The 19,914-nt window shown below is 50.3% G+C and carries 14 protein-coding genes and 2 tRNA genes; 13 read left to right on the top strand and 3 right to left on the bottom strand.

What is annotated here, in order from left to right; genetic code table 11:
• Positions 1-20: 20 nt before the first annotated feature.
• Complete coding sequence (locus ACOZB4_RS08215; RefSeq protein ID WP_379407437.1) at positions 21-224, bottom strand: hypothetical protein; 204 nt, start codon at positions 222-224, stop codon at positions 21-23.
• A 251-nt stretch (positions 225-475) separates the two neighbouring features.
• Here ACOZB4_RS08215 and leuB point away from each other — a divergent pair, with 251 nt between their 5' ends.
• The 12 genes from leuB (at position 476) to ACOZB4_RS08155 (ending at position 16,175) form a co-directional block, all read left to right on the top strand.
• Positions 476-1,552 (top strand): 3-isopropylmalate dehydrogenase, encoded by a 1,077-nt coding sequence (gene leuB, locus ACOZB4_RS08210; protein WP_076324535.1) that lies wholly within the window; start codon positions 476-478, stop codon positions 1,550-1,552.
• A 174-nt stretch (positions 1,553-1,726) separates the two neighbouring features.
• On the top strand, positions 1,727-2,266 hold the full coding sequence (locus ACOZB4_RS08205; protein WP_009593058.1) for a peroxiredoxin: 540 nt from the start codon (positions 1,727-1,729) through the stop codon (positions 2,264-2,266).
• 282 nt (positions 2,267-2,548) lie between these two features.
• On the top strand, positions 2,549-2,956 hold the full coding sequence (locus ACOZB4_RS08200) for a hypothetical protein (RefSeq protein ID WP_015737147.1): 408 nt from the start codon (positions 2,549-2,551) through the stop codon (positions 2,954-2,956).
• A gap of 322 nt (positions 2,957-3,278) precedes the next feature.
• Positions 3,279-4,403, top strand: coding sequence for an ATP-binding protein (locus ACOZB4_RS08195; RefSeq protein ID WP_076324534.1), 1,125 nt, complete (start codon positions 3,279-3,281; stop codon positions 4,401-4,403).
• Positions 4,404-4,488: 85 nt separating this feature from the next.
• A complete protein-coding gene (locus ACOZB4_RS08190) occupies positions 4,489-6,006 on the top strand; it encodes a leucyl aminopeptidase (RefSeq protein WP_379407445.1) in 1,518 nt (505 codons plus the stop codon).
• Positions 6,007-6,148: 142 nt separating this feature from the next.
• Complete coding sequence (locus ACOZB4_RS08185) at positions 6,149-7,111, top strand: aldolase catalytic domain-containing protein (protein WP_098748573.1); 963 nt, start codon at positions 6,149-6,151, stop codon at positions 7,109-7,111.
• 177 nt (positions 7,112-7,288) lie between these two features.
• A tRNA-Pro gene (locus ACOZB4_RS08180) sits at positions 7,289-7,362 on the top strand.
• A gap of 77 nt (positions 7,363-7,439) precedes the next feature.
• A tRNA-Gly gene (locus ACOZB4_RS08175) sits at positions 7,440-7,510 on the top strand.
• 595 nt (positions 7,511-8,105) lie between these two features.
• Entirely contained in the window at positions 8,106-9,974 is a 1,869-nt protein-coding gene (gene abc-f, locus ACOZB4_RS08170) for a ribosomal protection-like ABC-F family protein (RefSeq protein ID WP_379407450.1), read from the top strand.
• Positions 9,975-10,436: 462 nt separating this feature from the next.
• Entirely contained in the window at positions 10,437-11,471 is a 1,035-nt protein-coding gene (gene pheS / locus ACOZB4_RS08165) for a phenylalanine--tRNA ligase subunit alpha (protein WP_076324529.1), read from the top strand.
• 29 nt (positions 11,472-11,500) lie between these two features.
• Positions 11,501-13,951, top strand: a complete 2,451-nt coding sequence (gene pheT, locus ACOZB4_RS08160; RefSeq protein ID WP_379407460.1) for a phenylalanine--tRNA ligase subunit beta — start codon at positions 11,501-11,503, stop codon at positions 13,949-13,951.
• 259 nt (positions 13,952-14,210) lie between these two features.
• Complete coding sequence (locus tag ACOZB4_RS08155; RefSeq protein ID WP_379407462.1) at positions 14,211-16,175, top strand: hypothetical protein; 1,965 nt, start codon at positions 14,211-14,213, stop codon at positions 16,173-16,175.
• A gap of 91 nt (positions 16,176-16,266) precedes the next feature.
• Here ACOZB4_RS08155 and ACOZB4_RS08150 read toward each other — a convergent pair whose 3' ends face one another.
• Together ACOZB4_RS08150 and ACOZB4_RS08145 are read right to left on the bottom strand one after the other, a co-directional pair.
• A complete protein-coding gene (locus ACOZB4_RS08150; protein ID WP_076324526.1) occupies positions 16,267-16,653 on the bottom strand; it encodes a cytochrome C oxidase subunit II in 387 nt (128 codons plus the stop codon).
• A 274-nt stretch (positions 16,654-16,927) separates the two neighbouring features.
• On the bottom strand, positions 16,928-17,287 hold the full coding sequence (locus tag ACOZB4_RS08145; protein WP_076324525.1) for a phage holin family protein: 360 nt from the start codon (positions 17,285-17,287) through the stop codon (positions 16,928-16,930).
• A gap of 156 nt (positions 17,288-17,443) precedes the next feature.
• Here ACOZB4_RS08145 and ACOZB4_RS08140 point away from each other — a divergent pair, with 156 nt between their 5' ends.
• Positions 17,444-19,813 carry an endonuclease MutS2 gene (locus ACOZB4_RS08140; RefSeq protein ID WP_339267503.1) on the top strand — a complete coding sequence of 790 codons (2,370 nt, stop codon included), beginning with the start codon at positions 17,444-17,446 and terminating at the stop codon, positions 19,811-19,813.
• Positions 19,814-19,914 lie beyond the last annotated feature (101 nt).

Below are 19,914 nucleotides of genomic sequence, written 5' to 3'. Positions count from 1 at the left end.
TCCAGTGGCCTGCCAATCCATTAGCTTCGAAGCAGCGGAGAGGACGAATCGATTCCGGAAAAGCGAAGCGGTCGCCTTTGGAGCCGGATTTCAACCCCTAAAATACACTCCAGAAATTCGGCGACAACAGCGATTGGAGGAACGATACGTACTCGGAGCCCCCACACCAGGCCTGACCTCGAAGCAACGGCCATCAGAAACCTCTCCTCATGACTTTCGCTCACGACTTTCGCTCATGACCTTCTCTCATAGCCTTCTCTCAGGACTTCCCCCGAGGAACTCCCCGAAAGCAGCTCTAGCTCAAAAGCGCTCCACCACCAAAGCGCATCTCTCTGATCACATTCCCCCTACTTATAGGCAAAACGAATTAAGTTCATAGTTTCTATATCTTGGTCAATCGAGGGGGAAGTATGTTACAACAGTAACTAGATGATTAAATACGACCAGTGTATATATAAATAAGGAGTGACGAAGAATGGCAGAAACGAAAAAAATCGCGGTAATTGCCGGAGACGGCATCGGCCCTGAAGTAGTGGCGGAAGCGGAGAAGATCATTAAACGTACCGAAGAGGTGTTCGGATATTCATTTACGACGGAACACGCGCTGTTTGGCGGCATTGCCATTGATGAGAAAGGGACGCCGCTGCCAGAAGAAACGCTGAATGTATGTAAAAGTGCTGATGCTGTATTGCTGGGTGCGGTGGGCGGACCGAAATGGGACAACAATTCGAAGGAGCTTCGTCCGGAAACCGGATTGCTTGGCATCCGTAAAGAGCTTGGCTTGTTCTCCAACCTGCGTCCGGCTGTCATTTTCGACTGCTTGAAAGATGCGTCCACATTGAAGCCTGAAGTTCTCGAAGGTACCGACTTGATGGTCGTTCGTGAGCTGACAGGAGGCATATACTTCGGCGAGAAGTTCAGACGCGAAGGTGCTGGTGGGGAAGAAGCGGTAGATACCTGTGTATACAACACGGCGGAGGTAGAGCGCATCGTTCATCAAGCCTTCGAGATTGCACAGAAGCGCCGGAAGAAGCTGGCTTCTGTCGATAAAGCGAACGTGCTGGAAACGTCCCGCTTGTGGCGCGAAACCGTAAACCGCATCGCTCCTGAATATCCGGATGTGGAGCTGGAGCATGTGCTGGTAGACAATTGCGCGATGCAGCTGCTGCGTCGTCCGTCCAGCTTTGACGTGATCGTAACCGAGAACATGTTCGGCGATATTCTAAGCGATGAAGCAGCGATGCTGACAGGTTCCATCGGTATGCTGGCATCCGCATCCATGGGTGAAGGAGCTTTCGGTCTGTACGAGCCGGTACACGGTTCGGCACCGGACATTGCCGGTCAAGGCTTGGCAAACCCAATTGCAACGATTCTTTCCGTCGCGCTGATGTACCGCCTCACGTTCGGCTACGAGGATGCGGCAGACGCAATTGAACGTGCTGTTGCCGAGGTGCTTGATGCCGGACATCGGACAGCTGACATTGCCGTGGATAAGAGCAAGGCGCTCAGCACGACAGAAATGGGCGATTTGATCGCCGCGGCTATCCGTTAATAGAAGAAGCATTCGTTCAAAGAAACTCCTTATTTATAATAATTATAATAAAGTAACCTTTACAATCTTGACTTTGATTAGCCTCAATGATAACATTTCTATTAAATGTTCATAGGAACATAGCATGTAGAAAATACTCGTATTTTCTTACATATGTTAAGGAGGAATTCAATCATGGCAGAACGTTTGGTTGGTAAAGCGGCTCCTGATTTTACAATGGAAACTGTATCAGGAGACGGTAAAGATTTTGGTAAAGTAAGCCTGTCCGACTACCGCGGCAAATGGCTCGTATTCTTCTTCTATCCGCTTGATTTCACTTTTGTATGTCCAACTGAAATCACGGCTCTCAGCGATGCTTACGATCAATTCAAAGCATTGGATACTGAAATTCTGGGTGTAAGTGTTGACTCTATCCACAGCCACAAAGCTTGGATCAACACAGCTAAAGAAGCTAATGGTCTGGGAGCATTGAACTTCCCACTGGCTTCCGACATCACCAAAAATGTAGCAAGAGACTACGGTGTTCTGATCGAAGAAGAAGGCGTTGCTCTGCGCGGCTTGTACATCATCGATCCAGAAGGCGAATTGAAATATCAAGTTGTTAACCATAACGACGTAGGCCGCAGTGTAGAAGAAACGCTTCGCGTTCTTCAAGCACTTCAATCCGGCGGATTGTGCGCGATGAACTGGAAACCAGGCGACAGCAACCTGTAATTCCATTTCCTTAAAGTTAAGGCAACCCTCATTATCTGACATTATGTGCAGGTAATGGGGGTTTTTTCACCTCTGTTTTTATTGGATGAAATCGGGGAAGACTCTTGTTTAGAGAACCGCTCTTGCGTTGATATATAATAAATATATAGGCTTACAGACTTAAGCATAGGGAATCGTGCCTAAATTTTTAATCGAGGTTTTTTTCATGAAGGAATTAGCGGGAGTGAAAGCGAATACAATATTTTGAAACGGTTGAGAATCCACAAAAGGAGGGTGAACGATATGAGTTTTTGCTGTGGGGCTAGTATGATGGGTACAAAGGGTACACTGAAGCATTATCGCACTCAAGTACATAATGTTCCCCTGCTGTCTTGTCCGGTCTGCCATCGCGTCGAAGTACACCATCGGGTTGAGAATGAGTATGAAATATTAGCCGAATATGCCCATGGTGACGGAGCATCCCAGGTGGATTTTCAGGATTATGTGATGGAAGATGAGGACGCGATTTTTGAGAATGTTGTCAACCGGGAGTCGGAGGATCCGCTAACGGTGGTTCAGAGTCAGATTGATATGTCGTTAGATCTCCTGGTGGTTGCCAAATGGATGGAGGATGAGAAGTGGCAGGGCGAACTGAAAAGACGACTTGCCGTGATGAGTCAGCGCAGGCTCCGGCTCCAGAAGCAACCTTAACAGGAATTAATAAAGCCTCGTGAATTTTCGGGGCTTTTTTAATGTTTCAAATGGAATCAAAGGGGGTAATATTTATTTTAGTTGTTTGGGAATAGGGGTTAGATACAATACATAAACAGAAATACATAAGAACTAAGGATGGTATTTTTATGCAATTTCCCATTTTTCGACAGGATTTCTGATTGACGTTTCTTTGTCTCGATGACTATCATGGAAGGAAGCAGATTCGGGCTGCTTCTGATTCAAAGGCGGACAAGCTGATTATTGCAAGGTTTTTTGTCGGTTTGGTGAGTTCAACTTTTCAAGAAAAGGGGGAGCCATCTTGTTGAGTCAAATCCGTGAATCTGAGCTGCAGGCTATTCGTTCTTTTCATTCCAGCCAGCTTATTAGGAACAAGTATGAGAACATACTGGAGAATCTCGACAGCGGGATCATCCTCTTTGATAGTGACGGTGTGTTGGCATTTGTTAATGTACAGATGGCAAAATTATTAGGTGTATCCCGTAAATCGCTGACTGGCTGTACGCTGACCCAACTATTGCGTCATCCCCAGCTCTCCAGATTCAAGAAGAGAAAAATACTTCGCATTTTCCGGGAAACGGTATTCCATCGCAAGAGATTTCATGAACTGGTTGATGAATATGGCAGATCGTGGTTGATCACCATGACTTATGGGGACCAGATGGAAGGCGATTTTCTGATCAGCGTGAAGGATGTATCTGACTTCAAACGAATTGAGCAAACCGCTTATCAGAACGATAAGCTGGCCATGCTGGGAAAGATCTCGGCATCCATTGCCCATGAGATACGGAACCCGCTGACCTCCATCCGTGGCTTCATCCAACTGCTTCGTCCACATCTCGTAAGCTTAGGTAAGGACGAATATGCCAGAATTATCCTTACGGAGATCGATCGTGCGAATGATATTATATATGAGTTTCTAAATTCCTCCAAACCCTCTGCTCCAGAAACCAAGATTGTGTCCGTATCCTCTTTATTGAAGGAAGTCGTTCTACTAACTGAAAGTGAAGCCTTAATGAAGGGATGCCAGATTATTCTGCACACTGATAAGACCCCACCTGCGTTTATTTCCGTGGATGTGAAGCAGATCAAACAGGTGATTCTGAATATTATTAAAAATGCCCTGGATGCGATTAATGAGCATCATGATGAGAATATCACCGGAGTGATTGATATTTCCGCCCGCGATACGGGGAAACATATCAACATCTGCATTTCGGATAACGGTGGCGGCATGGATCAGAATACATTGAACCATCTGTTCAATCCATTTTTCACAACGAAAGAGAGCGGAACGGGGCTGGGATTATCCGTGAGTTACAGTATTATTAGAAATCATGGTGGCTCGATTGCCGTGGATAGTCAGGTTGGTAGCGGGACGGAGTTTGTGATTACATTTCCTAAATTGGACGTTTCGGAAGTATAAGAATGTACGATTCATGCCTGAAATAAATACGAGAGCAGCTGTTCCGATGGAATGGCTTTTTCTTTTTTTAGGAGGAGAAGATCGCATGAAGTGGACATTACAAGGCAGCTTATCATCCGGGCAGGTGCATACCGATGCTATCATCATTCCCGTAACGAAAAAACAAACGGCGGAAGGCGGTGTTTCCGAGGCCTGGGATCCACTGCTCAAACCGTTGGCCGAGAGTCGGTTATTTGACGGAACTCCCAATCGGTCATTCGTATGGCCGGAGAGCATCGATGGTGAATCACGCCTGTTAATATGGCTGGGCCGTCCCGAAGGAATCTTGACATCCGAGCAGCTGCGGCTGCTTGCAGCACAGGCGGGGAAAGCCGCCGTGAAATCAGGTGTACGCAGTGCTGCCATTCAAATTCCGAATACGATGGTCAACTTCACTGCCGAACAGACTCCCCAAGATGCTGCTCAGGCTTTAACTGAAGGTTTTATCCTCGGAAGCTATTGGAAACCTCATTATAAACGTGATGCTGCCGAACAAACGAATTTAGAAGAAATCCTCTATTATATAGAAGAAGTTATGGATGCGGAATTTGAAGCTGGGTGGACGAAGGGGATGTCATTAGGCGCAGCGATTGGAGAAGCGACCTGTCTGGCACGGGATTTAACGAACCTGCCCGGCAATATGCTGTTGCCGGAAGACTTGGCCCAGAAGGCACTTCAGGTTGCAAAACGGAACGGTTTTGAAGCACAGGTACTGGACGAGGAAGGACTTGTCGAGAAGGGCATGGGCGGCCTTCTGGCCGTAGGTAAAGGCAGCATACATCCACCGCGCATGATTGCGCTCCGTTATCAGGGACGGGAGACGTGGGAGGATGTGATCGGCCTTGTTGGTAAGGGGGTTACGTTTGATACTGGTGGTGTATCGCTGAAGAGGGCATCCGGGATGGAGGATATGATCAGCGACATGGGCGGGGCGGCTACCGTACTGGGCGTTATGGAAGCGCTCGGACGGATTCGTCCCAGGGTAAATGTAGTGATGGTGATTCCGTCAGCGGAAAATGTAATGAGCGGTAGTGCCTTTAAACCCGGCGATATTGTCACGACGCTGAGCGGTCGCACCATCGAAGTATTGAATACGGATGCTGAGGGACGTATTGTGCTTGCGGACGGAGTAACTTATGCCAAGCAGCTCGGGGCTTCGCGTTTGATTGATGTGGCCACATTGACAGGTGCTGTCGTTTCGGCTCTTGGGGATATAGCCACTGGGGCCGTAACTAATGATGAGACCTTTTTGCAAGAGCTTATTACCTCATCTCGGAGGGCCGGCGAAAAAATATGGCCGCTTCCATCCTATCCGGAGTTCTGGGATAAATTGAAGAGTGAGGTGGCGGATTTACGAAATCAGACGGGCCGAGAAGGCGGGACGATAACGGGTGGTCTTTTTGTGGGGACATTTGCTGATGGGCTGCCCTGGGTGCATTTTGACATAGCAGGTACGGCTTACTTATCCAAGGAGCGGGGCGTGGATCCCAAAGGGGCAACGGGTGTGCTCGTTCGCACCATCACCGACTGGATTCTTAAGCAGGTCCAGGTCGTCATGGATTGAATCGCTTGCTATGAAATGAAGATGTCAGTGGGAGTCCATATCCCTTAGAAAAACGTCCGTCTTTCGGACGTTTTTGCTTTACTTTTCAACCGGCATTCAAGTATGATGAAGAGAAAAATTGCCGAGAGGAGTTTAGCTTAGAATGATTAAGAGTAGTCAGACAAAGATTGTAGACTGTACCATTCGCGATGGCGGACTGGTCAATAATTGGGATTTTAGTGTGGAATTCGTACAAAATTTATATGCGGGCCTGAATGAGGCTGGCGTGGACTATATGGAAATCGGTTATAAAAATTCGCCTAAACTGCTGAAAGGCGCTGATCAGGCGGGCCCTTGGCGTTTTCTGGATGATGACTTCCTCAGAGAAGTGATTCCTCATAAAGGCAAGACCAAACTGTCCGCCCTTGTAGATATCGGCCGTGTGGATGAAGACGATATTTTACCACGCGAGGAAAGCTTGTTGGATCTCATCCGTGTCGCTTGTTACATCAAAGACGTGGATAAGGCGCTTGCGCTGGTTCAGACCTTCCACGATCGTGGTTACGAGACTACGCTGAACATTATGGCTCTCTCCAACGTGATGGAGAACGAGCTGCTGGAAGCTTTTGAGCTGATCAAGGAGAGCGTCGTGGATGTGGTCTACATCGTCGATTCTTACGGAAGCCTTGATCATAAAGATATGGAATACCTTGTAAATAAGTTCAAGACCCATCTGCCGAACAAACGTCTGGGCGTTCATACCCATAACAACATGCAGCTGGCGTTCTCCAACACGCTGGTTGCTGCAGATCTTGGCGTTGAGCTTCTGGATGCATCCGTGTACGGGATGGGACGTGCGGCTGGCAACTGCCCGACCGAGCTTCTGGTTACCCATCTGAAAGGCACGAAGTATGAGCTGCGTCCGGTACTGGATATTATCGAGCGCTACATGATCCCTCTTCGCGAAAAAGAAGAGTGGGGTTATATCATGCCTTACATGATTACAGGCACCTTGGACGAACATCCGCGCTCCGCCATGGCACTCCGTGCTTCGGAGGATAAAGACAAAATTGTGGATTTTTATGATAAATTAACGACACCAGAAGTGACCTTCGACAAAAAATAGGCAAGGTGCTTTCACAGCCCTCATATCAGGTCAAGGTAAAGCAGCATCCTTCCCTCCCGGGAAGGATGCTGTTTGCTTTAATATACGGGCGATCCATTTTCCATAAAATACATGTTGAAATTATATGTTCGACATGGTATATTTATTTTTGTCTTCAAAAGACGCCATCTTCATTATCGGGACGTAGCTCAGCTTGGTAGAGCACCTGGTTTGGGACCAGGGGGTCGCATGTTCAAATCGTGTCGTCCCGATTCGCTTATGAATTAGGGCCTCGCAAAAGTAATCAAAATATGCTCCGAAGCATAGCGTCACTTTTGTAGGTATATGTGCGGGTGTAGTTCAATGGTAGAACTCCAGCCTTCCAAGCTGGTAGCGTGGGTTCGATTCCCATCACCCGCTTATAGTTAGAACGAAAACCCTTGGTGACAAGGGTTTTTTGTTTGTTTTTTTTGCGAAATGCGAATGGGACCGGAATAAACATGGGGCAGCATAGGGGGCAATTTGTATATTAGATGTGTCAATCATAGGAATCCAAATATTCCTCTAATCCCCCCTTTTACAAGCGCAGAATATCTGTTATAATGACCATAATTTCATTCCAAGAATGCGAGGTAACCTAGTCCAATGAAGTAAGACACCCTTTTCTCTAAACAACTGCATGTGGTTTGCAGGCGTTTCTCTACGGCGGTAGAGGAGAGATTTGGTGTGTCTGAACAATGTGACTGGGGTGCCTCTTTTTGTTATGTTGAAATGGTACTCTAATGAAATACAATCACATCCATGGAACGGATTTGCAGCTTCCGCTAACGGCGAGGTTATTGAGCTTCATTTCAATAGCAGTCAAGGCTGGACTGGAATGAACAGCCGAAGTTAGTGTCGGTCATGCAAATTCGTCCCGTTCATTCAGACCAGACCCATATCTCTCTTTATAACATCCGCCGCAGGCCATCGCTTGCGGTTTTTTAGTTTTTTCAAAGAGAGAGGATGAGACGATATGACTATGATTCTAAAAGCGAAAGATATAAGTATGGAGCTCCAAGGAAGGCCGCTGTTTAAAGGCATTCAGCTGGAGGTGGCGGAAGGAGAACGGATTGCGCTGTACGGGCGCAACGGTACCGGTAAAACCACGCTTCTCTCGATTCTGGCCGGCGAGCTCGAATCGACCTCGGGCGTTGTGGAGACGATTCTCCCGCGAGAGCGCTGGGGCTGGCTCAGGCAGCAGGATGAGCCGGACGAAATCGATAGGAGTGCTATCGATACGGTGCGCAGCCGCAGTCATCCTTCATTATGGCAGCTGAAGCTTCAGCTTGCCGGCGTCGAGCAGCGGATGAATGGCGGCAGCCCTGCAGAAATGGAACCATTGCTTGAGCAATATGGCAATCTGCTGGAGCGTTATGAGTCCCAGAACGGTTTCCAGTGGGAGACCGAGGTGGAGAAAGCGATGACGATGCTGGGCATCGGGCCGGAGGTGTGGCCTGTATCCTACCGCGAGCTGAGCGGAGGCCAGAAGACGAAGGTGATGCTGTCGGCGCTCCTGGTGTCGGCCCCGAAATTTCTGCTGCTTGACGAGCCGACGAACCATCTGGACAGTGAAAGCCTGGTCTGGCTGGAGCAGTGGCTGGTGTCGACTTATAAAGGAACGGTGCTGTTTGTATCCCATGACAGGGAATTCATTGACCGGGTGGCGACCGCCGTCTGTGAGCTGACCTCGGAGGAACTCCGGCGTTACCGGGGAGGATACACGGATTACCGGCGCGAAAAAGAACGCGAGCTGCGCGAGCAGGAGACGCTTTATCGCAAGCAGGAGCTGGCCCGCAAAGCGCTGGAGGAATCGATCCGAAGATATGAGGAGTGGTTCCATAAAGCGCATAACGCGGCCGGGGACGTAAATGACGTCAAAATCACCGCCAGCTTTTACAAGGCCAAGGCCAAGAAGAACATCTCAAGATATCATGCCAAGGAAAAAGCGCTGGAACGGCTGGAAGCAGAGCGGGTGGATAAACCGCGAAGCGGTCCTAAGCTGAACATGGAGCTGGAAGGGGAAGCTTTCGGCGGCCGTACCCTTGTCCAAGTGAAGGACATCTGTTTTGGTTACGAAGATCAACCGCTTTTTAATAAGCTCACCTTCTATCTGAACCGCGGCGACAGGTTGGCCGTAAGAGGCCCTAACGGGAGCGGGAAAACGACACTGCTCAAGCTGCTGCTGGGCGAAATCGAACCGCAGGAGGGCCGAATTACCCGAAATCCTTCCGTTAAGATCGGTTATTTCTCACAGGAACTTGAGGGGCTGGAACCCGAAACCACGCTTCTGGACAGTCTGCTCGTCATTCCGGGAATGACGGAGAGCCGTGCGCGTACCTTGCTGGGCTCGTTCCTCTTCAGGCGGGACGATGTGTTTAAGAAGATGGGGCAGCTGAGCATGGGGGAGAAGTGCAGAACGGCTTTTCTCAAGCTGTATTTCAGCGGGGCGCATCTGCTCGTGTTGGATGAACCCTCGAATTACCTGGATGTGGATACCCGCGAGGTGATTGAACAAGTGCTTGTGAGCTTTCCGGGTGCGATTGCGCTCGTATCCCATGACCGGTATCTGGTGCGCAAAATCGCGAACCGGCTGCTCACGCTGAAGCCTGGGGGAGCTCCGGTTTGGTTTGAGGGAAGTGTGGATGAGGAGGAGGAACAGGCCTCGAGAACCGGTGTGATCAGGGGGAATACGGAGAAGGACAATCGGCGAATGGAGCTCGAATATCGGATTCAGGAATTACTGGGCTTATCAGCCGAAGATTTTGAAGCCGGGGACGAGGCGAGCTGGCTTGCCGAGATCAGGGAGCTCCGGGCAGAGCTCACCAGGCTTCAGTCGGAATAAGATCAGGGATCACGATTAAAATCAGTCAGATGGGGTTAAAATGGGGAAATGAAACTTGCCATATCCCGAAAGGTTGCATATAATAAACCCTATATATTTGCATATGTAATAAATGCGTGGATGGAGAAAAGTAGCTAGTGCCTCTTTACAGGGAAGGGATGCCGTGGATTGAGAGTGTCCCTATAGAAACAGGCTAGTGAAGTTCGCTCCGGAGCAGTTCCTTGAACACGGCATGGTGCCGGTCAGTAGGGGATAACGGGTCCGATTCGTTACGTCGGTCAAGTGAGCATGATGAGGCATACTCAGGCCTAAGGTTTTTACCGCCTTGGTTAGGGTATGATGCATGTTAACAAGGGTGGTACCACGGTCTCTTCGTCCCTTTTCGGGAGGAGAGGCCTTTTTTGTTTTCAGTCTTTTTTTTCAGAACAAAGATGGAGTTTACAAAGGGGTGTGCGAATAGCTATGAAGGAAAAATTAGAAGCATTAAAGCAGGAAGCATTGGCGCAATTGCAGGATGTTACCGATCCGCAGCAGCTGAATGATTTGCGGGTGAAATACCTTGGCAAAAAAGGTGCCTTGACGGAAATCCTGCGCGGAATGGGAGCGCTGAGTGCAGAAGAGCGTCCCGTTATCGGCCAGGTGGCCAATGACGTTCGGGGCGCGATCGAGGAAGTCATCTCCGGCAAGCAGGAAGCGTTCTTGCAGCAGGAAACCGAAGAGCGCCTGCGTGCAGAGAAGGTGGACGTAACTCTTCCGGGCCGCAAGCTCAGCCAAGGCGCGGTCCATCCTTTGAGCAAGGTGATCCAGGATATCGAGGATATTTTCATCGGGATGGGTTATCAGGTAGCGGAAGGCCCTGAGGTGGAAACGGACTACTTCAACTTTGAAGCGCTGAATCTGCCGAAGAATCACCCGGCACGCGACATGCAGGATTCCTTCTATTTGACGGAAGATCTGCTAATGCGTACTCAGACATCCCCGGTGCAAGCCCGGACGATGCTGTCGATGAATGGGAAAGCGCCTGTCAAAATCATCTGCCCGGGCCGTGTATTCCGCCGGGACGACGATGATGCGACGCATTCGTTCCAGTTCCATCAAATCGAGGGCTTGGTCATCGGCGAGAACATTCGCATGAGTGATCTGAAAGGGACGCTGCTGCAATTCGTGCAGGAGATGTTCGGCGATGACACGCAGATCCGTCTGCGTCCAAGTTTCTTCCCGTTCACGGAGCCGAGCGCGGAAGTGGACGTATCCTGTGTAAGATGCGGCGGCAGTGGCTGCCGCGTATGCAAGCAAACAGGCTGGCTTGAGATTTTAGGCTGCGGCATGGTTCATCCGAAGGTGCTTGAAATGGGCGGTTATGACCCTGAGAAGTACAGCGGTTTTGCTTTCGGTATGGGGGTTGAGCGGATTGCGATGCTGAAATACGGCGTGGATGACATCCGTCACTTCTTCAACAACGATACAGCATTCTTGAATCAATTCACGCGGATCTAATTTTAACGATAAAGGGAAGTGAATAGACAATGAGAGTTTCAACCGATTGGTTGTCCGATTATATTTCGCTCGAAGGCGTAACCTCAGAGGATTTGGCAAGCCGTATTACTTCGGCTGGTATTGAAATCGATGTGATCGAGAAACGGAATCAAGGCATTAACAAAGTGGTCGTAGGCTACGTCAAGAGTAAGGAGAAGCATCCTGACGCAGACAAGCTGAATGTATGTATCGTGGATGCGGGTCAGGAGGAAGATCTCCAGATCGTGTGTGGAGCCAAAAATGTGGATGCTGGCCAGAAGGTGCCGGTGGCGCTTGTTGGCGCGAAGCTGCCTGGCGGTATGGATATCAAGAAGGCCAAGCTGCGCGGCGTGCTCTCCCAAGGCATGATCTGCTCGGCGAAGGAACTTGGCATGAATGACAAACTGCTGCCTAAAGAGCTGCAGGAAGGGATTCTGGTACTTCCGGCTGAGACGGAGATCGGCAAACCAATTGAATATGTGCTGGGTCTGAACGATGAAATTTTGGAGCTGGATCTGACGCCGAACCGCTCTGACTGTCTCAGCATGCTGGGAGCAGCTTACGAAGTGAGCGCCATTCTGGGGCGCGAGCTGAGTCTTCCGAACCCGGAGAAGGAAATTCTGGAGGTTCAAGATGCAGCAGCCGATCATATCTCGGTTACGATCGGGGCTAACGAGCAGTGCAGCCATTACGCGGCACGTTATATTACCGGAGTTAAGATCGGTCCTTCTCCGCTGTGGATGCAGAACCGGTTGATGGCAGCGGGCGTGCGCCCGATCAGTAATATCGTGGATATTACGAACTATGTGATGCTGGAATATGGCCAGCCGCTGCATGCTTTTGATGCAGATCAGCTGAAGGATGGCGCGGTCCATGTGCGTATGGCTGAAGCTGGAGAAACGATGGTAACGCTGGACGGCGCGGAGCGTCGCCTGGAGCCGCATATGCTGGTGATTACAGCAGGGGGCAAGCCGGTAGCCTTAGCTGGCGTTATGGGCGGGCTGGACTCCGAAGTAACGGACAGCACGGTCAATATTTTCCTGGAGTCGGCTAAGTTCGATGGCGGTACCGTCCGCAAAACATCTCGTCAGCTCGGACTGCGTTCGGAGGCAAGCTCCCGCTTCGAGAAGGAAGTGGATCCTGCTGCAGTTATCCCTGCACTGAACCGTGCAGCGGCATTGATGGCGAAATATGCCGGAGGCGCTGTCCATCAGGGAATCGTCGATGCAGGCAGTGCGGACACCGAGCCTACCGTGATTACGTTGTCGCTGGAGAAGCTCAATCGTTATCTAGGAACGGAGCTGTCCCTGCTTGAGGTGAAAACGATCTTCGCCCGATTGCATTTCCCTTGCGGAGATTCGGGCCAAGGAATGGTGGATGTTCAAGTGCCTTCCCGACGCGGCGATATCGTGCTTGACGTAGACCTCATTGAAGAGGTGGCCCGTCTGTATGGATACGACAATATCCCGACAACGGCGATTGAAGGTCCGACGACACCGGGTTCATTGACCATCGCTCAGGCCATCCGCCGCTCGCTTCGCCGTTTGCTGACGCATAGCGGATTCCAGGAGGTTCTGGGTTATTCCTTCATCCATCCGCAGCAAGCGGAAATGTTCACCTCCCTGTCGTCAGATGGCACGGCGGTTAAGCTGGCCATGCCAATGAGCGAGGACCGCAGCGTCCTTCGCACCAGCCTGCTTCCGCAGCTGCTGGATATCGCGGTGTACAACCATAACCGCAAGCAGCCGGACTTGGCCCTGTTTGAAATAGGGAACCTGTTTCATACGCATGAGAAGACATTGACGAAGCAGCCGCTGGAGCGCCCGGTTCTCGGGTTGCTGCTGACGGGACGCAAAGGCAGCAAGCAATGGAATGTTCAGCCGGCCAAGGTCGATTTCTTCGATTTGAAGGGGGCGCTCGAAACGGTGCTCGACTACCTTGGAATTGGCTCAGAAGAGATCACTTACGAGGCCAACGGACCGGAGGGCTTCCACCCGGGACGTTCCGCTTCCGTATATGCGGGTCAAGGCGAGAACAAGCGGCTGTTAGGTGTACTGGGACAAATTCATCCGAAGACGCAGCAGGAGCTGGATTTGGAAGATACCTATGCCGCCGAGATTCTCCTTAAGCCGCTGTATGATCTGACTAACGCCCGCGTCGTTTACCGCGATTTGCCTAGATTCCCGGGTATGGAACGCGATCTTGCCATCGTGGTGAATGAGGAGGTTGAAGCCGGCTCCCTGATTCAAGTGATCAAGGAGAATGCTGGTGAGCTTCTGCAGCAGATTCAGGTATTTGACGTCTTCACAGGCAGCAAGCTTGGAGAGGGTAAGAAGAGTGTTGCCATCTCCATGACGTACCGTCATCAGGAACGGACGCTGACCGATGAGGAGGTTGCCGGCGTCACGGAAAAAGCGGTTGCTGCCCTTCAGCAAACTTTTGGCGCAGAATTAAGAAAATAGCAGGAATTGTGAACGCCTGCATCGAATCCATTACATCAAGGATTCGATGCGGGCTTTTTTGCTCTAAATTGAACTGGGATTTGCATCAGGACGCCCGTAGGGTACATAATTATAAGCACAAAACTGTGTTATCATATACCAAACTTCGGTCTGTTTTCTTGAGGTTCGTCTACAGATGTTATCTCATATATAATGAATGTAGAGAATAGACCATTTCAGACATCATAGAATCTACACATAATAGAAGGAGGGCACAATTTTGACTACATCGGACCGTAAAAGCGTTACCGTAGATATCTACGGAACTTCCTATAAACTCGTTGGCAGTAGCAGTGATTATACCAGACAGGTAGCGAATTATGTAGATGATCGCATGCGTACCATATCCAAGGCGCACTCTCGATTGGATACCCCGCGCATTGCCGTCCTAGCTGCAGTACATATGGCTGAAGAAGCTTTGCAGAAGCTGGAGTTTCAGAATGAGGCCAAGCAGATGACGGCCGAGCGAAATGAACTGCGTACGGAGCTTGCCAAGGTGCAGGGACTTCAAATCGAGCAGCAGGAGAGACATCGTCAGCAGCAGGAGCAGTTGGAGCACAAGCTGGCGGAGCAGACTACACTGGCTGAGGAATACAGGAAGTCCAAGGAGAATCTAACCGCGGAGTCAGAGCGTACGAAGGAATTGCTTCAGAAGGAATCGGACCGCGTGGCGGAACTGCTGAAGGAGAAGCAGCAACTTGAGGCCCGTCTTAAGGAGCAGCGCGAGAAGCTGGAGAGCGGCCATAAGCAGTCTATTGAAGATATGAAGCGCCGCTATGAAGGGCAGATTTCGCAGTTGACGCTCACTCATAAACAGGCCATCGAGAAGCTGGAACAGAGTCAACGGACCTCTGCGAAGCAGGCCGAGGAGAAGCTGGCTGAGCAATTGAAGAAACAGGAGAGCACCTATAAACAAGAGGCGCTCCTGAAGGAGCAGCAGCACTCGAAGATCGTGCACGATATGGAGCAGAAGTATACGAAGACGGTGCAGGATCTGGAACAGAAGAATACGAAGACGGTACAGGATATGGAGCAAAAGCATACAAGTACCGTCCAAGAGCTGGAGAAGCAGCTTGCCGAGCAGCGAACGCGGGGCGGGCAGCTCCAATCACGTTTGTCGTCTGCCGAGAAGGAACTGGGTGCTGTAAAAGCAGAATCGGACAAGCTGAAGGAAGCGCTCCAGTCGTCCAGACAGCAAGCCGAGGCCTCTTCGCAGGAACTGCGTTCCTTCCGAACGAAGGTCGAAGGGCTGACGAAGGAGCTCGAGGGCCTGAAGCAGGAATCCGCCAAGTCGGAGGAAGAGCGCCGTCGTCTGCAGAAACTTGTGGTGGATGCAAATCAGACCTCCCGCAAACAGCAAGAAGAGCTGCAGCGTCTAAGCAGCGAGCTTCAATCCTGGCGCACGCTGGCTGATCAGCGCAAAGAGGAAACCGCTGAGCTCGAGATGAGAATTGTCGAGCTTATGGAAGCGAACGAGAGCCTGGAAGAAGGAATGAAGGGACTTCAGGATGAGATCCAGGTCATGAAGGACGAAGCTGACCGGACTATGTCAGAGCGTAGAAGTGCCCAAGAGGAATTGAATGAACTGCAGCTTCGCCATGAAGAGCTGGAGAAACTCGCGAAGGAAGCGGGAGTCCGAGAGGAAGAGACCAGCAAACTGTACACTATGCTGGAGGAAGAATACGATACGGTGTCGAATCAGCTGGATGAGCTTCGCAAGAAGGCGGCTGCCAGTGAAGAGCGCGCACGTGAACTCGTCGAGCAGCTGAGAGATTCAAAGGAACGCGCCGTTCAGTGGCAGGAGCAATACCAGCAAGGGATGGCGGAACGGGAACAGCTTGCCGAGGACAGCGAGAAGCTGGCCGCAGAGCGCGATGAGTGGAAACGAACCAAGCTTGCTCTCGAAGAAGAGCTCCAGTCATGGCAGCAGGAAATTGCATCCGCACGCCAAGCCTATGAACGTCTGGAAGACGAGAAGAGTGAAGCGGCACAACAGTATTCCGATTTAGGTGAACAGTATGAGCTGGTCATGCACCAATATCGTCTGCTTCAGGCAGAACAGGAATTGAAGGCGGAGCAATCTGCGCAGCTTGAAGAAGAACACCGTAAGTTGAAGGAAGAGTATGCGAAGCTCCAAGTTGAATATAATGAGTGGATCGAGTTGATTGAGCAGGATCAGCGTTAGGCCATGGCGAAGATGTGAACCTGAAAAAACCTCCGGATTAGACAGAGGATACTCTGGCGATCCGGAGGTTTATTTTCGTGAGGAAGATCTACTATTCTTCGACGATAAGTTTGGACATCATTTTGCTGTGACCCGCTCCGCACATAATGGAACACGAAACTTCGAATTCTCCCGTCTCATCAGGCGTAACGACAGTTGAGTTGTTTTTACGGTCGAGCTGCAGTCCGAGCGCAGGAATCATAACGCCGTGGTTGCCGTCTTCATTCTCGTAAGTAATCTTGACAGGCACACCTTTCTTGAGACGATATTCCTCTTGGTCGAATTGGAAATTGGTGCCCTTAATCACGAGTTCAGCTTCCGGTGCTACACCAGTATCCGAGATCGCTGAATCTCCCTGGGACTCTTTCTGGTCTCCACCGCAGGCAGCTAATACAAATAGGAGCATACATGAAACAAGTAAAGCAATGCCTTTTTTCACTGAAATCTCTCCTGACTATGAAATAATTGTGAAATATAATTTCCAATCTTTATGATAGCGCAGAAAAAGAGTGGGTGCACATACGTGTTATGAAAAATTGGTGAACGTGAACGGTTTCAAACGATGATATAGATTTACTTTATAATATAGGGGAAGATGGAAAACCCCCTGTTTAGATTAACAGGGGGTTAGTGTGGGGATACTGCTGCCGTTCGGTTCGTTCAGAAAGAGGGCTTCAGAGGAATCCTCTAACAGAAGCGGGCGTTCTTCTATCTTATTCTTTGCGGGATTTGCCTGCTTCAAAAGGGGTGGAAACCGGAATGAACAGATCGATGATCCCGATGACCAGTGCAGCAAGCAAGGCGCCCAGTACGGAGACGCTAACGCCCCCAACGATGAATTGGGCAAGGTAAATCACGAGTGCGCTCACCAGGAAGCCCACGATGCCACGTCCAAACGGTGTGACTTTTTTGCCGAAGATGCCCTCGATAGCCCAACCAATCAGGGCGATAACGAGTGCAAGCAACAGGGCGCTTCCGAATCCGCCGACGGTGAATTGGGGGACAATCCATCCGACAACCATAAGAACGAGCGCGGCAACGATAAATCGAACAACATGCCCGAGAAATTGCATGGTACCTGCCTCCTTAGAATAAGACTGGAATGTTACGCAGAATTTATTTTGTTCAATAGGGCCGTCGGTTATGTGTGGAAGGTTTTTGGATTCCTTGGCGAATTCGTATTAGTTTCGATATAATATATGCATCGATTGAGAGGAGTTGTGAACTTCTTGAATGACAAGATTTTGCAAACTTTAGAATACCGAAAAATTTTAAATACATTAACACAATACACTCAAACTTCCATGGGAAGTGCGAGAGCTGAAACGTTAATGCCTGAAACCGACCTGGAGGCGGTAAAGGATTTGCTTGCGGCTACTGACCAGGCTTACACCGTAGACAGGCTCAAGGGCAATCCGTCTTTTCGCGGGATTACCGATATTAACGACGCATTGAAGCGAGCCAGAATTGGGGGGACGCTTAATCCCCATGAATTGCTGGCTGCGTCGAATACGATTCATGGATCACGCCGAATCAAGCGGTTTATTGCAGCGATCCACGAGGACGAGAAGATTGAGATCCTCTATAATTTGAGTGATCTTATTTCGGAGCAGAAGCCTCTGGAAGATGCCATTCGGCTCTGTATTGACGATGCTGCTGAGGTGCTGGATTCCGCAAGCGCGGAGCTTTCTCAGATCCGGCGGGAATTGCGAGGCGGAGAAGTTCGCATTCGCGAGAAACTGGAGTCCATGATTCGATCGCAATCCGTGGCGAAGATGCTGCAGGACCAGTTAATTACGATTCGCGGCGACCGTTTTGTCATTCCCGTAAAAGCGGAATATCGCTCGCATTTTGGCGGTATCGTGCACGATCAGTCCGGGTCAGGCGCGACGTTGTTTATTGAGCCGGAATCCATCGTAGCCATGAACAACAAGCTGCGCGAGACGCGAATGCGGGAAGAGCGGGAGATCGAAGTGATTCTGCAGAAGCTGACCGCCCAGGTCGGCGAACAGGCTGAGCTGCTATCCATTGACTTGGATCTGATCGGCCAGCTCGACTTTATTTTTGCCAAGGCTCGTTTAGCCCATGTAATGAAGGCTTCACTACCAAGAATGAATGACAGAGGTTATATTAAGCTGCGCAAAGGCCGACATCCACTGATTCCGGCGGATCAGGTTGTGCCGCTTGATGTGGAATTAGGCAATTCCTATACATCCATCATTGTCACAGGGCCGAATACCGGCGGTAAGACGGTTACGCTCAAAACGATCGGATTATTAAATCTGATGGCGATGTCCGGACTCTTTATTCCTGCCGAAGAAGGCAGCCAGATGTGCGTGTTTGATGCGATCTACGCGGATATTGGCGATGAGCAAAGCATTGAGCAGAGCCTCAGTACCTTCTCCAGCCATATGACGAACATCATCCGCATATTAAGCCAGATGACGCCGAAGAGCCTAGTGCTGCTTGATGAGGTGGGAGCAGGGACGGACCCTGCGGAGGGTTCCGCTCTGGCGATTTCCATCCTGGAGCATATCCACCGCATGGGCTGCCGCATGATCGCGACAACGCACTATTCTGAATTGAAGGCTTATGCATACGAACGCAAAGGTGTCATCAACGCCAGCATGGAGTTCGATATCAATACCCTAAGCCCGACCTATCGCCTGTTGGTAGGCGTGCCTGGGCGCAGTAATGCGTTTGCCATTGCAGAACGTCTGGGATTGCCGGGATCTATTCTGGAATTTGCCCGTGGCGAAGTGAAGGAAGAAGATCAACGAGTGGAGCATATGATTGCATCGCTCGAAGAGAACCGGCACACCGCGGAAGTAGAGCGTGAGAAAGCGGAGCAGGTTCGGAAGGAAATGGAGGAGCTGCGTCTTCGTCACCAGCACGAGCTTCAGAAGCTGGAAGAGCAGAAGGACAAGCTTGTTGATAAAGCTCGTACGGAAGCAAGGCAGATCGTGGACAAGGCCCGGAGTGAGGCGGAGGAAATCATCGCGGATCTACGCAAGATTGCCCAAGAGGAAGGGGCTTCCGTTAAGGAGCACAAACTGATTGCTGCCAGAAAGCGTCTGGATGACGCCGAACCGCAGCAGGGTAAGAAGACGGCTGGCCAACGTTCAGCGAAGCAGCAGCGCAGCATTGAGCCAGGAGATGAGGTTCGGGTATCCAGCCTGAATCAGAAAGGGCATGTTGTAGAAATGGCCGGGTCCAAGGAAGCTGTTGTTCAGCTTGGCATTATGAAGATGAAGGTGGCGCTGGATGATTTGGAGCTTTTGTCGAATCCGGCAGCAAGCGCCAAACAAGCGCCGAAACAGCATGCTACCGTCTTGAAGCGGACTCGCGATACCAACATCCGGAATGAGCTGGATTTAAGAGGAGCGAATCTGGAAGAAGCGCTGATCGAGGTGGATCGGTTCATTGATGAGGCTTTTCTGGGGAACCTGGGGCAGATCTACATCATACATGGTAAGGGAACCGGAATACTGCGAACCGGGATTCAGGATTATTTGCGCAAACATAAACATGTTAAGAGTCATCGTTTAGGCAATTACGGCGAAGGCGGCAATGGCGTTACGATTGCCGAGTTGAAATAAGAAAAGTAAGAAATCAGGAACCGTTTTCTCCTTCAATCGTATAACATATCATCATAAGGTTCAGAACGGCGGGATGCGAAAGGTGCCGCATCCCGTTTATA

The sequence above is a fragment of the Paenibacillus sp. NPDC058898 genome, from assembly GCF_049316025.1.
In the GTDB taxonomy this organism is placed as follows: Bacteria; Bacillota; Bacilli; order Paenibacillales; family Paenibacillaceae; genus Paenibacillus_AQ.
This window is presented reverse-complemented; position numbering and strand designations above follow the sequence as displayed.

Coding starts and splice junctions, on each gene's coding strand:
- leuB (WP_076324535.1), top strand. CDS start 476: ATGGCAGAAACGAAAAAAATCGCGGTAATTGCCGGAGACGGCATCGGC.
- ACOZB4_RS08205 (WP_009593058.1), top strand. CDS start 1,727: ATGGCAGAACGTTTGGTTGGTAAAGCGGCTCCTGATTTTACAATGGAA.
- ACOZB4_RS08200 (WP_015737147.1), top strand. CDS start 2,549: ATGAGTTTTTGCTGTGGGGCTAGTATGATGGGTACAAAGGGTACACTG.
- ACOZB4_RS08190 (WP_379407445.1), top strand. CDS start 4,489: ATGAAGTGGACATTACAAGGCAGCTTATCATCCGGGCAGGTGCATACC.
- ACOZB4_RS08185 (WP_098748573.1), top strand. CDS start 6,149: ATGATTAAGAGTAGTCAGACAAAGATTGTAGACTGTACCATTCGCGAT.
- abc-f (WP_379407450.1), top strand. CDS start 8,106: ATGACTATGATTCTAAAAGCGAAAGATATAAGTATGGAGCTCCAAGGA.
- pheS (WP_076324529.1), top strand. CDS start 10,437: ATGAAGGAAAAATTAGAAGCATTAAAGCAGGAAGCATTGGCGCAATTG.
- pheT (WP_379407460.1), top strand. CDS start 11,501: ATGAGAGTTTCAACCGATTGGTTGTCCGATTATATTTCGCTCGAAGGC.
- ACOZB4_RS08145 (WP_076324525.1), bottom strand. CDS start 17,287: ATGCAATTTCTCGGGCATGTTGTTCGATTTATCGTTGCCGCGCTCGTT.